We start from the raw sequence: 13,360 nt of genomic DNA, 5'->3' as shown, positions 1-13,360 counted from the left end.
CAGCCGGAAGGAAGGACGGGTGAAGTGGCAGAACCTGAAGGACTTGAACGGGACGGACGCCCGGAATTGCTGGTACTCCGGGCGCTCAAGCTGGGCGATCTTTTGGTCGCGGTTCCGGCGTTGCGGGCACTGCGCGCGGCCTACCCCGAACACCGGATCATCTACGCCGCCCAAGCCTGGCTGCGGCCCATCCTCGGACTTACCGGCTCGGTGGACGACCTGCTGGCCACCCATGGACTCGATGTCCCGCTGGCACTGGCTCCCGGCCGGGTGGAGATCGCCGTGAACCTGCACGGCAACGGGCCGGAGAGCCGCGGCCGGCTGGAAGCCCTGCAGCCCGCGGTGCGCATCGGCCACCAGGCCCACGGATGGGACGGCCCCCAATGGCCGGAAGGCGTGCACGAACGCGAGCGCTGGGCCCGGCTGCTGCAGTGGCACGGTATCGACGCGGATCCGCTCGACTACCGGCTGGACAAACCCGCCGTCCAGAGCCCCTGCCCGGGAGCGGCGGTGCTTCATGTCGGTGCCGCCTACGGCAGCCGGCTGTGGCCCGCCGAGCGCTTTGCCGCGGTCGCTCGGGAACTGGCAGCCCAGGGACACCGCATCCTGTTCACCGGCAGCACGGCGGAACGGCCTCGGGCAGAGGCGGTGGCCGAATTGGCCGGGCTGGGTCCGGACACCGTGGTCGCCGGAACCCTCCCACTGGCGGAGTTTGCCGCGGCGATCGCCGAGGCCGCCGTCGTGATTTCCGCCGATACCGGCGCCGCCCACCTGGCCGCGGCCTATGCCCGGCCGTCGGTGGTCATTTTCGGGCCGGCACCTGTCAGCGTCTGGGGTCCGCCGCCCGGACCCCATACGGTCCTGACCGACGAGAGCCTGCGGGTGGGCGACACGTTCTCTGCGGACCCGGACCCCGCCCTGCTGGCCGTCAGCCCGGACGACGTCCTGGCCGCCGTCGCGCAATTGCCGGTAGCTACGCCGTCCGCATCCGCTGCCGGGCCGGGGCCTGCCGTTCCCCCAGCACCCGGTGCTGGAGCTTGACCAGGATCCTGGCAAGCGCGCGGGACACTTGCATCTGGGTCATGCCGATACGTTCCCCGATGCGGCGCTGGGACTCCTCCTGGAAGTAGCGGTAGAAGAGCAGCTGCCGTTCCTGCGGCTCCAGCTCGCGGATGGCGCCCCGAAGCATCAACAGTTCCTCGGTCCGTTCGGTCCCGCCGTCGGAGGCAGCCAGCGTTTCGGCCAGGCCCTGTCCCTCGGGGGTCCCCTCCAGTGACTCCGGCCGCAGGCTGCCGTGGCAGTTGAGGGCTTCGGCAACCGTTTCCGGGCTTTCGGCGAGCGCGTCGGCCAGCTCCTGCAGCCCGGGTTCGCGGCCCAGCCGCTGGGCGAGTTCGGACGTCATTTTGATCGCCGCCGTCCGCAGGTCCTGGAGGTGGCGCGGCGGGCGGATCATCCACGAGCTGTCCCGCAGATAGCGCTTCAGTTCGCCGTGGACCGTGGGGGCTGCGTAGGCGCGGAAGTCCGCGCCGTGGTCGGGGTCAAAGCCGCGGACCGCCTTGAGCAGCCCCAGCCGCGCAACCTGGTTTAGGTCATCGAGCTCCCTGCCGGGGCCGGAATAGTTGCGGGCTATCCCCTCCGCAATGCCCAGGTGCCCCAGCACCAGCTCCTCTTCCAGGGCGGCGCGCAGGGATCCCCTGGCGCGTCTCGCCTTGCGGAATAAAACCTGTATGTCTTTCTCGTTGTGTTGCATCAGAAGCCCACCCTCTGTTGGGAAGTGCGCGACCAGAACCGCTTCTCCCCCAAGAGACCATAAGCATGCTGATTACGCAACAGGTCGCCGCCGAAAAAATGCGCAAAAGTCTTTTCTTCTCCGCGGAGAAGAAGGTATAAGCAGCAGAAGCAGGCCGGTGGCCGCTCAGGCGTTCGTCAGCGGATCAGGACCAGGGCGTGTCCGGCTTCTCCTGCGCCTGGCCGTCGACCACCAGGTCCACCTTTTCGTTGTAGAAGCAGAAAAGGTCGCGGATCTTGGGGTTTTCCGGGATCGGCTCCGGATAGCTCCACACCACATCGTGAACGATGTTCTCACCGACGCGAACCGACCAGTACCTGGCCTGGCCTTTGTACGGGCAGCTGGTCACCGCGTCGCTGCCTTCCAAAAGGTCAGTGCGCACGTCGTCGGCGGGCAGGTAGTAGCGGACGGGCAGGTGGGTCTCAAAGAGCATCAGCGGCCGGATGCTGTCAGCTATTTTCTCGCCCTCAAGATAGACCTGGACCCGGCGCGAACTGCGCAGCGTGTCCACCCGCTTGTAGGGATCGCGGGCGTGTACCAGCGCGCGTTCGTCTTCCTCGTACCATTCCAACTGGCGCCACGAGAACGTCACTTGCCCGGCCAGGGCGGCCAGTTCGCCCGACGGATCGGGATGCTCCCACGCCCCGGCTTCGGCCCTCTTGCTGCCGATGGCCACGTCCCACACCTGCTGCCCCGCGCGCCCGGTGCGCGGATTGGACAACGCGCCTTCCGCCACGTCCTCCCGCGGCACGTAGTAGGTGGGCAGGCTGCCGGTGTCGTACTGGACCAGCAGCCTGGCCCGGGTGCTGTCCGCCACCAGGCTCCCGCCCAGCCGCACCCGGATGCGCCGCGCGGTCGGTTCCGTGAAGGGCCTTTCAAATTCCATGTGGCACACGCTACTCCGATCGTGCCGCCGCGGGCAGTGCTGTCAGAATGGAGGTCACCGCCAGCAACAAGGAGGCTTTGAGTGAGCACCGAGGAACGTCCGGGCAGGTTTTACATCGACAAGCAGACACCGGCGGCCCACCGCGCCTTGAACGGGGTCGCGCTCAAGGTCGCCGACGCCGCCGAGGCAGCCGGCCTGGACCGGAAACTGGTGGAACTGCTGAACCTGCGCATCTCGCAGATCAACGGCTGCGCCTACTGCCTGAACATGCACACCCGGCTTGCCTTGGACGAAGGCGAGACCGCGCAACGCCTCTCCGTGCTTCCGTCCTGGCGGGACACCGAGGTCTTCACCGACAAGGAACGCGCCGCGCTGGCCTTGGCCGAGGCACTGACCGAACTGCCGGACCACCACAGCCAGGAGCGCGCCTACTCCGCAGCCCGCGAGGAACTTACCGACGACGAGTTCTCCGCGGTCAGCTGGATCACCGTCGCAATGAACGCTTTCAACCGCGTCTCCATCGTCAGCAAGCATCCGGTCCGGCCGCAGTAGCCAGCCCCGGCGGCACACGCCGGCACACCGCGCTGCGCGGCTCACGACGGCGGCGCGGCCTGGCGCCGCACGAGGGCAGTGGCTACTCAGGCCGCGGCGGGACCTGGGCGAGCGCGTCGATCTCGACCAGCACGCCTGGCCGAACAGAGCCCACTTGCAGGACGGTGATCGCCGTCGGCACCCGGCCCCACACCTCCGCGGCCGCGGCGTACCCCTCGTTCGCGTCCTGCCCGGCGGCGAGGTAGATGTTCAGCTTGGCCACGTCCTGCTGCGTTGCACCGGCCTCCTCGAGGACCGCCAGCACGTTGCGCATCGCCTGTTTGGTCTGGCCGGCAAGATCATCGCTGACCAACTCGCCGTCCGCGTTGATCCCGTTCTGGCCACCGACGATCAGCAGCCGGCCGGGGCCGTCCACGAGCACGCCCTGGGAAAAGGCCGGACTGCGGAACATGCCCGCCGGATTAATGTGCGTGAGGGTCATGGCTTTCCTCCATCTTCCGGTTCCGGTGCGCTGGACGGGCACCGCGTGCGGCGCCCGTGCGGGAGCGTAACCACGGTAGGCGGTTGCAGCAGCGGGCACCAGACCCGCGCAGTGGTGAAGCCCACATGAACGCCCGATGCACTGTGTGAAAAAATGGGGCATGCGTCCGATGCAACATTCCAGCAAACTTCAGAACGTCCGATACGAACTTCGCGGCCCTATTTTGCACGCCGCCAAGAAGATGGAGGCGGAGGGCCACCGCATCCTGCGGATGAACCTCGGCGACCCGGCGCCGTTCGGGCTGGAGGCGCCGGAGTCGATTGTGGTGGACATGATCCACCACCTGCGCGACGCCCAGGGCTACAGCGATTCGAAGGGAATCTTCTCCGCCCGCACGGCCATTTCGCAGTACTACCAGACCAAGGGCCTGATGCAGATCGGCGTGGAGGACATCTTCATCGGCAACGGGGTGTCCGAGCTGATCTCCATGACGCTGCAGGCGTTCTTGGAAAACGGCGACGAGGTGCTGATCCCCGCGCCCGACTACCCCCTGTGGACGGCTTCGGTCACGCTCTCCGGCGGCAAGGCCGTGCACTACCTCTGCGATGAGGACAACCACTGGTGGCCGGACATGGCGGACGTCGAAGCCAAAATCACCGACCGGACGCGGGCGATCGTGCTGATCAACCCCAACAATCCCACCGGCGCCGTGTACCCGCGGCACGTGCTGGAACAGTTCGCGGCCCTGGCGCGCAAGCACGATCTGGTGCTGTTCTCCGACGAAATTTACGAGAAGATCACCTACGACGACGCCGTCCACATCCACACCGCCTCCGTGGCCCCCGACCTGCCGGTGCTGACCTTCAGCGGGCTGTCCAAGGCGTACCGGATGCCCGGCTACCGCGCCGGCTGGGTGGCCATCAGCGGGCCGCGCGCGGAGACCGCGGCCTACCGCGAATCACTGGAGCTGCTGGCCTCGCTCCGGCTGTGCTCGAACGTCCCGGCGCAGCACGCCATCCAGACGTCCTTGGGTGGCTACCAGTCCATCGGCGACCTGGTGAAGCCCGGGGGCCGGCTGCACGAACAGCGCGACCTGGCCTGCCGGCTGCTCAACCAGATTCCGGGGGTCAGTTGTGTCCCCGCGGCCGGGGCGATGTACCTGTTCCCCAAGCTCGATCCTGCGGTCTACCCCTTCGAGGACGACGAGAAGTTTGTGCTGGACCTGCTCGAGGAGGAGAAAATCCTGGTCTCGCACGGCACTGCCTTCCACTGGCCCACGCCGGACCACTTCCGGTTCGTGATCCTGCCGTCGGTGGAGGATATCGAAGAGGCGGTGCGCAGAATTTCTTCCTTCCTGGCCATCCACCGGAAGAAGACGGCCGACGCCGCTGCCGCCGTCTAGAGCCGGCCCGGCCCGCCGGGTGAAGCAAGCATGCCGGGCGCGGCCTAAGCCGCGCCCGGTCGGCCGCGTCCAGCGCGTGGACCTGTGAGCAGAGCGTGCCCCGGACCGACGGCACTTGCCTGCTAGGCTGCTGACAATTTCAGCCGCCGGTCGGGCGGCTGTAGTGCCGGGCATCGGGGGAACATGCAGACCAGGCCGACGGCCGCCCTTATTGCGCTGTGCGCGCTGCTGCTCACGGGTTGCTCGGAACCGGCGGCGGAGGCAGGAGCCGCAGCGGCAGGGACGGCGAGTCCGACCGCGGCAGCCTCCGACGGCGGGCACACCGCCGGTTCGGCGGGCGGTACATCCCACAGCTCCATCCGGCTGGCCTCTCCCCGGCCGGGCCGCCCGACCGTGACACCCGCGGAAACTGTCGGAGCAGAAGATCCAGAGGGCACGAAGGCCTACATCGACGACTTCCTGGCGACCCAATGGTCTTCCGGTGTCGGGCCCTCGGCCTTGGGTGAGGCGTCCGTCGGCGACTGCGTGTTTTTCGATTGGGAGTATTCCTCCGGCCCTACGACCACCGCGTTGTTTCAGGTGCCCTGCCAGGAGCCGCATGAAGGCGAGATTTTCGGGACCGTCACACACGCCGGCGAACTGTTTCCGGGTCAGTCAGCGCTGGAACGCCAGGCCGGGCCACTGTGCGGCGACGTGATTTTGCAGTTTCTCGAAGCGCGGTTGATTCCGGACGGTACCCACCGGATCTTGTTCCCCACGCAAGCGGACTGGGATTCCGGTGAGCGCACCTCCGCTTGCCTGTACTACCCCGGCTCCCTGTTGGAGCGCGGCTATTTCGGGAATTAGCCGGCCTCGCCGGCTGCCAGGTGCGTGAATTCATCGTGAACATGCGGCTGGATCCCTTGTGGCCGCCCTCGCCCGCCCGGATGGTGGAGGAGAGATGCGCGGCCGATAACTCGATCCGAGGAGCACCACCATGCCTGAGACCCCGCTCGAAAACTGGGACCTCGTTCCCGGCACGCTGGTGGAGGTGTACAGGGACGGAACGCTGCTGCGCACCGGAAGAGTCGATGCGGTGACACTTGATGCGGACATCGTCTGGCTGGCCAACAGTGGCTTACAACCACGCCGTCTGTTCGAAAAGTCCGAGGGGTACCGGCTCCATCTGGTTGCGGACAGTGCCTGACCGCAGTCCCACGCCGATCCCTACCGCCGAGTGCCCTGCCGGCGCTAGCGTGTCCGTCATGGAAATGAAACTCGAGCTAGTGGCCGTGCCGGTCACCGACGTCGACCGGGCCAAGAAGTTTTACGTGGAGCAGGTCGGCTTCAACGCCGACCACGACCACCAGGTAAGCCAAGGCCTGCGCTTCGTGCAGCTCACGCCGCCCGGCTCGGCCTGTTCCATCGTGATCGGCGAGGGCATCACGGAGATGGCGCCCGGCTCGCAGCAGGGGCTGCAGATGGTCGTTGCCGATGCCGAAGCGGCCCGGGAAGAACTGCTCAGCCGCGACGTCGCGGCGAGCGCCGTGGACGTACAGCCGTGGGGGAATTTCGTCTACTTCAGCGACCCGGACGGCAACACCTGGGCGCTGCAGCAGATGCCGCCCACGAACTGAACGTGCCGTTCGCACACTCACCCCGCGACCAGGCTTCCAGGCGGGCCGTACCGCCCCGCCGCGGTGTGAGGTCGTCCTTCATCTGCCGTGGCCGGAGCCTGGTTGCGCCCGCGCCGTCGACGGAAGGCCGGAGAAACTTTTCTTCCTCCCGGAATAAACCGGCCCGCGGGGCGTGTTCCATAAACTGAGACTGCCAACGGACAGCTGAGGGACCACCGAGTTTGCAGCAGGAGCTCAGCGGAGACGCTCTTTCCCGCGCCCTGCCGGATCGATGCCCGCCCTTACTGTTAGCGCTCACCGGCACCCGGCATGAGCCGACGCCTTTTCGCCTGCCAAGCAGTCCCCGAACTTTGCCACGGCAGGGTCAGCCGCACGGCTGGTCCGCCGGGTACAGCACGCCCTTACCGTCACGACACAGGAGGTCACGCATGACACCATCCGCACCCGGTCAGTCCCCGCTGGTCAATTCCACCCCCACCCGGATCCGCAATCTCGGGCATCTGCGCCGCGGCGATTCGGTCGAGGCCCGCATGGACAACGCCGTCCAGTACCGGGGCCGCGTGGACCGCACCGCCCCCGGCGTCGGCCTGGTGTGGATCCGCGATGACGCGGACGGCTCACGCCGCGCCATCAGCACGCAGGACTGCACCGTCTGGCGGCTGCCACAGAAGAGCTGACACCACCACGGGGCGGCACAGCTCCGCCCACGGAGCGGACGGCTTCGGCACTCACCACAGCGCCGGCGTCGTCCGTTGCTTCGTTAACCTGACCCTTCCGGGTTCACGCGCTTGTCCCGGCGGCCCGGGCGGAGTTGAATGGGTGCCAGCATTCCGGCCGGCCACCGCCCCGGCCACCGCCTTCGGAGCAGCCATGGCCGTCTCGTTCAACCACACCATCGTCTACGCCGCAGACAAGAAAGCGTCGGCGGAATTCTTCGCGGAGATCTTCGGCCTCGATCCGCCGCAGCCGATGTTCGGGCACTTCATGACGGTCCTGCTGGAGGGCGGTGTGGCACTCGACTACGCGGACGCAGGCGGGAAGGTTCAGCCCCAGCATTACGCCTTCCTGGTCACCGAGGACGACTTCGACGGGATCCTCACCCGCATAGGGTCGGCCGGAATCGACTACTGGGCGGACCCTGGCCGCAGCCGGCCCCAACAAATCAACCGCAACGACGGCGGCCGCGGCGTCTACTTCACTGACCCGAACGGCCACTTCCTGGAAGCCATAACACGCCCCTACGGTTCCGGCACCGCGTGAGGCGAGGCAGCGCCGTCGTACGCCGGACGGGGGTCCCGAACAGGAGCGAAGCATGCACCAACAACAGGAACCCACCGGGAACGTCCGCCTGATCGCGACGGTGAGCGGCCGTGTCCAGGGAGTGGGCTTCCGGTACTGGGCACGGGAACGCGCCGAACGCCTGGGACTGGTGGGCTCGGCCGTGAACCAGGCAGACGGCACCGTAGGTGTGGTGGCAGAGGGCCCCGTGGATGCAGTGAGGCAGTTCGCGGCTGCGTTTGAGTCCGGCGCGGCGCCGGGGCGGGTGGACGCGGTCGAAGCGACGTACGCCCCGCCGACGGGCGGCTTCACCGGCTTTGAAGTGGGCTGAATTCCCACCGGCCCGGAGGCGTGCCGGGGATCTTCCGCCGCTGGTCGTGGTGTGACGTTTAAGTCGAGCCGGCCCCGCGGCATGTTCACGCGGGACCGGCTCTTGGGGGTTCGCCGGCCCGGGCAAAAAAGTGGGGGTCCGAACCGGCTAATGCTGGAATTATGCCACTGGCCGCCCATTAAATATCAGCGATGTGATTTATGTTACGAGATCACGTAACACTTCCTCATCACGGTCTTTGATCACGGGCGGAGCGCGTTTCCGGTTACCGAAGGATCAAGAAATGCATGCCGGGGCCGCGGGCCTTAACGGTTTTGGCGTTATCCCGAAGGTGCCGGGTCCCTTCGCGGAAAACGCCCCTATTCTGAGTGCATCTGTCACCCCCATGAAAGGCGGTGTGCCATGCGCAAGCTCCCCACATGGCTGTCCGTAATCCTGCTGGTTCTCGGTCTGGGACTGGTGGCGCCCGGCCCCGCCACGGCAGCGCCCTACTGCGGCATTACCTGGGGCTCAACGCCGGAGTCGGCGCCGGGGACCACCACCGCCCCCATAACGAACGTCCGCACCGGCCGGCACGCCTGCTTCGACCCATGGTCGTTGACCTTCGCGGCGATGTGGCCGGCTACTCGGTGAGGTACGGGACGGTGCGGGCCCAAGGCTCCGGCCATGCGATCCCCTTGCGCGGCGGCGCCGATCTGGCGGTGGTCGTGAAAGCTCCGGCGTATGACTCCAACGGGCACGCCACCTACCGGCCAGCCAACCCGAGGGAACTGGTTAACGTCACCGGCTACACCACGTTCCGCCAGCTCTCCTGGGGCGGCAGTTTCGAGGGGTACACCACCATCGGCCTCGGCGTCCGCGCCCGCTTGCCGTTCCGGGTCTTCACCCTGGATGGCCCGGGCAGCATGTCCCGGTTGGTGATTGACGTGGCCCACCGCTGGTAGCCCTGAAGCGCTACAGGCAGGCCGGTGTCCGGCCCCGGCCTTCCGCTGACGACGGCGGTGCCCCCGTTCGGTGCATTCACGCACCTCGGGCGGGCACCGCCGTCGTTGTTTATTGCCTAGCCGGCGGCGGCTTCCAGGAACGCCTCGGCCAGCGGGCCGGCGGTTTCGGAGCCGAGCTCGCCGTCCTCCACGAACACCGCAATGGCCAGGTCCCCGTGGCCGGCGATGACCCAGGAGTGGGTCTGCGGCGGGTCCTGCGAGCCGTACTCTGCGGTGCCGGTCTTGCCAATGGCGGGTTTGCCGGGCAGGTCGGCCAAGTTCGTCAGGTAGCCGTCCACCACTGCCGAGCGCATCATGGTGCGCAACTGCTTGGCCTCCTCGGCGGTCAGCTCCGGTGCCTCCGGGAGCTCGGCCTTGGGGTCGTGCCCGTCCACCAGCGTGGGCACGACCGATCCGCCTTCCACCACGGCGGCCATTAACGTGGCCAGCGCCAGCGGGGACGTCTGCACCCGTGACTGGCCGATCAGCGAGGCCGCGTGCGCGGTCCCCTTGGTATCCTCGCGCGGCACGTGGCCCATGAAGGCCTCGATGCCGGGGTTTGCCTTCATGCCTATGCCCAGGGCGCCGGCGGCGTCCGCCAGCTGGTCCTGGGAGAGTTCCTGGTGCTCGGCGATGAACGCCGTGTTGCAGGAGTGGGCGATGGCCTCGGTCAAGGTGATCTCGCCGGTGAACGCCGCGGGATAGCTGTCCGCGTTCTCGAAGCTGCGGCCGTCCACCACGAGTTCCGGATCACAGGTGACGGCGGAGTCGGGTGTCATGCCGTTGCGCAGCAGGCCCAGTGCGGTGGCGATCTTAAAGGCGGAACCCGGGGCATACTGGCCCAGGAACGCCGTGTTGTAGCCTTCGCTGTCCGGACCGTTCGCGGCCGCCAGGACGGCACCGGTCGACGGCCGCAGCGCGACGATCGAACTCGGCGAGTCGATGTCGGCCAGGATGTCCTCGGCCGCCGACTGCAGGTCCGGCACCAGCGTGGTTTTCACGTCCTCGCCGCCAACCGGATCTTGGCGGAACAGCTGGCGGGACGGCGCTTCGCCGCCTTCTTCGGCAGGCTGCCCGACCGCGGAGACCGTGACCCCCGGCGCGCCGGAGAGCTCGGTGTTGAAGGCTGCCTGCAAGCCGGACGAGCCAACGGTCTCGCCCGCCACCACCGTGCCTTTGGACTTCTCGATGTCCTCGGCCGTGGCCTCCCGCACCGATCCCAACACCGGCGCGGCGAACGTGCGGCTGGGCGCCAACGGGATCTGGTCATCCACCGACAGGAAACCGTCGATGTCCTTCAGCTTCTTCTGGTCCAGGTCGTCGAAGGCGTCCTCGCGCAGCGTGATGGCATCCACGAAAGCCTTCGGCCCGTAGGCGGCAACCTTTTCCACGTAACCGGCGGAATCGATGTCCACCAGCTTGGCCAGCTCCCGCGCGGAGTCCTCGACGGCCGATTTGTCCAGGCCTGTCTTGTCGATGCCGACGATTTTGACCGGACGGTTCTTGACGATCGCCTTCCCCTCGGCGTCGAGGATCTGGCCGCGCTGCGGCTCCTCGGTGGACAGCACCAGCCGCTCGCCCTCGGCAAGCGAGGGCTCCAGGATTTGGGGCGTCCACCGGACCTGCCAGGCGTCCTCGGCGTAGTGCAGGTCCGCCCTCGTGGTGTAGCTCCAGCCCTGCTCCGCATCCGGCCCCGGCCAGTCATAGGAAAGGGTGGCCCGGAAGAGGTTGGATTCGACCTCTTCGACGCCGGTCACGGTGACGTCGGGCTCCCACGGGCCCATGCCCTCGGTCAGCCCGGCCAGTTCTTCCTGCACCTGGGCGCCGGTGGCATCGGCGAAGGGTACCTTCGACACGTCGTTGGCCGCCAGCGCTTCCGCCAGCGCCTGGGCGGTCGGATCCGGCGACTCCCGCTCCGGAGCGCAGGCAGCCACCGCTACCGTCAGCAGCAGGGCCATGATGAGTGCAAGTGCGCGCCGAAGCAATTCTTCTCCCGGATCCGAGGGTGTCCTGTTAGAACCTATAAGCGGCCAGCAGCGATGTCGAGCCGGGCGGCGAGGGCCGGATGGTGCTTGAATGGGTTCGTCGGGACGTCGGCCCTGGAGCCGGCAAACAGGACAGTAAGGACACCATGACCGCATCCGCTCCCCCAGGTTCCCGCCGTGCCGCGGTGATCTGGAACCCGTCCAAAAAGTTCAACTTTGACCTGGTGGCGCTGGTCGAGGGCCTGTGCGCCGAAACCGGCTGGCAGCCGCCGCTCTGGCTCGAGACCACGCTCGAGGATCCGGGCGCCGGCCAGGCACACCAGGCGATGGAAGCAGGGGTCGACCTGGTGATCGCCGCCGGTGGCGACGGGACGGTGCGCCGGGTGGCCGGCCGCCTGGCGGCAACGGACATGCCGCTGGGCGTGATCCCTTTGGGCACCGGCAACCTGCTGGCCCGCAACCTGGACCTGCCTGTTGACGACCCGGAGACCGCTGCCGGCATCGCCCTGGCCGGCCGGGACCGGCGGATCGACGTCGTCCGGGCCACCGTGGACAAATCGGGCGGCGATTCCGTGTTCCTGGTCATGGCCGGTCTCGGCTTTGACGCTGCCGTCATCGGCGGCACCGACGACGGCCTCAAGGACCGTATTGGGTGGCTGGCGTACGTGGAAGCCGGTCTGCGCAACCTTCCGGGCAAGCCGGTCCGTGCCACGCTCACCATAGACGGCGGGAAGCCCATGACCTTGCGAATGCGCAGCGTGATGGGCGGCAACTGCGGCAAGATCCAGGGCGGATTCGAGATGTTCCCCGGCGCGCAGCTCGACGACGGCCTGCTGGACATCATGACCATCTCCCCGCGCGGCCGGCTGGGCTGGCTCGGCGTGCTGGCCGGGCTCGCCAAACGCGGCCGGAGCGTGGATCCTTCGGTTGACTACTATCAGTGCAAGCACGTGGAGATCCACGCCGGCAGGCCCCAGGAGATGCAGCTGGACGGCGACCATATCGGCATGGGTTCCCGTTTGATGATGCGCGTCGATCCCGGCGCACTCGTGGTGCGGGTGGCTGCGGAATAGAAGCATAACGACGCCGGTGCACGCCTTCGGGGGTGCGGCTGCTCACATTGCCGACACAGTTCGGAACATATCTTGAGGTGCCCGTTGTTGTACGTGCTAGCGTTCAGCGTTTGCCGGTCACCCGCCGGTTGGCTTTTCGTCCCACACCACAAGGGGTTTTCCACCATGATTCGTCGTCGTTTGTCCGTCCTCGGTGCCGCCGCAGCAGCCGCTTTGGTGCTGGCCGGCTGCAGCACGTCCTCGCCGTCGGAGTCGGAGCCGGCGACCTCTGCCGCCGCGACCACGCTGCAGGAGATCCAGGACGCCGGCGTGATCACCGTGGGGACCGAGGGGACCTACCGTCCGTTCAGCTTCCACGAGAACGGCACCGGCGACCTGACTGGTTACGACGTTGAGATCGTCACCGCGGTGGCGGAAAAGCTCGGCGTCGACGTCCAGTTTGAAGAGACCCAGTGGGACGCCATCTTCGCAGGGCTGGAGGCGGGGCGTTTCGACGTGATCGCCAACCAGGTTTCGATCAACGAAGACCGCCTGGCCACCTACGACTTCTCGGATCCGTACACGGTCAGCACCGGCGTCGTCGTCGTGAAGTCGGACAACAACGACATTTCCTCCCTGGCGGATCTGGAGGGCAAAACCTCCGCCCAGTCGCTGACCAGCAACTTCTACAAACTGGCCAAGTCCGCCGGCGCCAAAGTTGAGGCCGTGGAGGGCTGGGCGCAGGCGGTTTCGCTGCTGGAGCAGGGCCGCGTGGACGCCACCGTCAACGACAAGCTGACCTACCTGGATTACCAGGCCACCAACAACAACCAGAACATCAAGGTAGCCGCCGAAACGGACGAGGAGACGCAGAGCGCCTTCGCCTTCCAGAAGGGCAGCGACGACCTGGTGGAGGCCTTTAACAGCGCGTTGGAGGAGCTGCGCGCCGACGGCACGCTGGCGGAGATCTCCGAGAAGTACTTCGGCGCGGACGTCACCAAGTAG

15 protein-coding genes and 1 pseudogene are annotated in these 13,360 nt (G+C 67.3%); 12 read left to right on the top strand and 4 right to left on the bottom strand.

Features of this window, described 5'->3' with window-relative positions:
* The first annotated feature begins 24 nt into the window (after positions 1-24).
* Positions 25-1,041: a glycosyltransferase family 9 protein gene (locus AC5RVS_RS05385; protein ID WP_494107429.1), complete on the top strand. Its 1,017-nt coding sequence runs from the start codon at positions 25-27 to the stop codon at positions 1,039-1,041.
* Here the strand turns inward: AC5RVS_RS05385 and AC5RVS_RS05380 are convergent.
* On the bottom strand, positions 974-1,750 hold the full coding sequence (locus tag AC5RVS_RS05380; protein WP_493989692.1) for a sigma-70 family RNA polymerase sigma factor: 777 nt from the start codon (positions 1,748-1,750) through the stop codon (positions 974-976). The genes AC5RVS_RS05385 and AC5RVS_RS05380 overlap by 68 nt on opposite strands.
* Positions 1,751-1,934: 184 nt before the next feature.
* A complete protein-coding gene (locus AC5RVS_RS05375) occupies positions 1,935-2,675 on the bottom strand; it encodes a DUF427 domain-containing protein (protein WP_493989693.1) in 741 nt (246 codons plus the stop codon).
* A gap of 81 nt (positions 2,676-2,756) precedes the next feature.
* Here AC5RVS_RS05375 and AC5RVS_RS05370 point away from each other — a divergent pair, with 81 nt between their 5' ends.
* Positions 2,757-3,227, top strand: a complete 471-nt coding sequence (locus tag AC5RVS_RS05370) for a carboxymuconolactone decarboxylase family protein (protein WP_494107428.1) — start codon at positions 2,757-2,759, stop codon at positions 3,225-3,227.
* A gap of 82 nt (positions 3,228-3,309) precedes the next feature.
* Here AC5RVS_RS05370 and AC5RVS_RS05365 read toward each other — a convergent pair whose 3' ends face one another.
* Positions 3,310-3,708, bottom strand: coding sequence for a RidA family protein (locus AC5RVS_RS05365; protein WP_494107427.1), 399 nt, complete (start codon positions 3,706-3,708; stop codon positions 3,310-3,312).
* A gap of 160 nt (positions 3,709-3,868) precedes the next feature.
* Here AC5RVS_RS05365 and AC5RVS_RS05360 point away from each other — a divergent pair, with 160 nt between their 5' ends.
* The 8 genes and pseudogenes from AC5RVS_RS05360 to AC5RVS_RS05325 all read left to right on the top strand — a co-directional run bounded on the left by AC5RVS_RS05360 (position 3,869) and on the right by AC5RVS_RS05325 (position 9,279).
* Positions 3,869-5,110, top strand: coding sequence for a pyridoxal phosphate-dependent aminotransferase (locus tag AC5RVS_RS05360; protein WP_493989696.1), 1,242 nt, complete (start codon positions 3,869-3,871; stop codon positions 5,108-5,110).
* 393 nt (positions 5,111-5,503) lie between these two features.
* On the top strand, positions 5,504-5,956 hold the full coding sequence (locus tag AC5RVS_RS05355; RefSeq protein WP_494107426.1) for a septum formation family protein: 453 nt from the start codon (positions 5,504-5,506) through the stop codon (positions 5,954-5,956).
* A gap of 130 nt (positions 5,957-6,086) precedes the next feature.
* The gene (locus AC5RVS_RS05350) at positions 6,087-6,296 is read left to right on the top strand and encodes a hypothetical protein (protein WP_494107425.1); all 210 of its coding nucleotides are present in this window, start codon (positions 6,087-6,089) and stop codon (positions 6,294-6,296) included.
* A 58-nt stretch (positions 6,297-6,354) separates the two neighbouring features.
* Positions 6,355-6,726: a glyoxalase superfamily protein gene (locus tag AC5RVS_RS05345; protein ID WP_493989697.1), complete on the top strand. Its 372-nt coding sequence runs from the start codon at positions 6,355-6,357 to the stop codon at positions 6,724-6,726.
* A gap of 428 nt (positions 6,727-7,154) precedes the next feature.
* Entirely contained in the window at positions 7,155-7,403 is a 249-nt protein-coding gene (locus tag AC5RVS_RS05340; RefSeq protein ID WP_493989698.1) for a hypothetical protein, read from the top strand.
* A gap of 142 nt (positions 7,404-7,545) precedes the next feature.
* A complete protein-coding gene (locus AC5RVS_RS05335) occupies positions 7,546-7,986 on the top strand; it encodes a VOC family protein (RefSeq protein WP_494107424.1) in 441 nt (146 codons plus the stop codon).
* Between the two features lie 52 nt (positions 7,987-8,038).
* On the top strand, positions 8,039-8,335 hold the full coding sequence (locus AC5RVS_RS05330) for an acylphosphatase (protein ID WP_494107423.1): 297 nt from the start codon (positions 8,039-8,041) through the stop codon (positions 8,333-8,335).
* A gap of 402 nt (positions 8,336-8,737) precedes the next feature.
* Positions 8,738-9,279: pseudogene (locus AC5RVS_RS05325) on the top strand (AMIN-like domain-containing (lipo)protein).
* Between the two features lie 116 nt (positions 9,280-9,395).
* On the opposite strand, the gene AC5RVS_RS05320 reads toward AC5RVS_RS05325, so the two are convergent.
* A complete protein-coding gene (locus AC5RVS_RS05320) occupies positions 9,396-11,276 on the bottom strand; it encodes a penicillin-binding transpeptidase domain-containing protein (protein WP_494107422.1) in 1,881 nt (626 codons plus the stop codon).
* 173 nt (positions 11,277-11,449) lie between these two features.
* Between AC5RVS_RS05320 and AC5RVS_RS05315 the strand changes: the two genes are divergently transcribed.
* Both AC5RVS_RS05315 and AC5RVS_RS05310 read left to right on the top strand, forming a co-directional pair.
* Positions 11,450-12,376: a diacylglycerol/lipid kinase family protein gene (locus AC5RVS_RS05315; RefSeq protein ID WP_493989703.1), complete on the top strand. Its 927-nt coding sequence runs from the start codon at positions 11,450-11,452 to the stop codon at positions 12,374-12,376.
* A gap of 165 nt (positions 12,377-12,541) precedes the next feature.
* Positions 12,542-13,360, top strand: a complete 819-nt coding sequence (locus tag AC5RVS_RS05310; RefSeq protein WP_494107421.1) for an amino acid ABC transporter substrate-binding protein — start codon at positions 12,542-12,544, stop codon at positions 13,358-13,360.

The organism is Arthrobacter sp. Y3221048, assembly GCF_059092685.1.
This window is presented reverse-complemented; position numbering and strand designations above follow the sequence as displayed.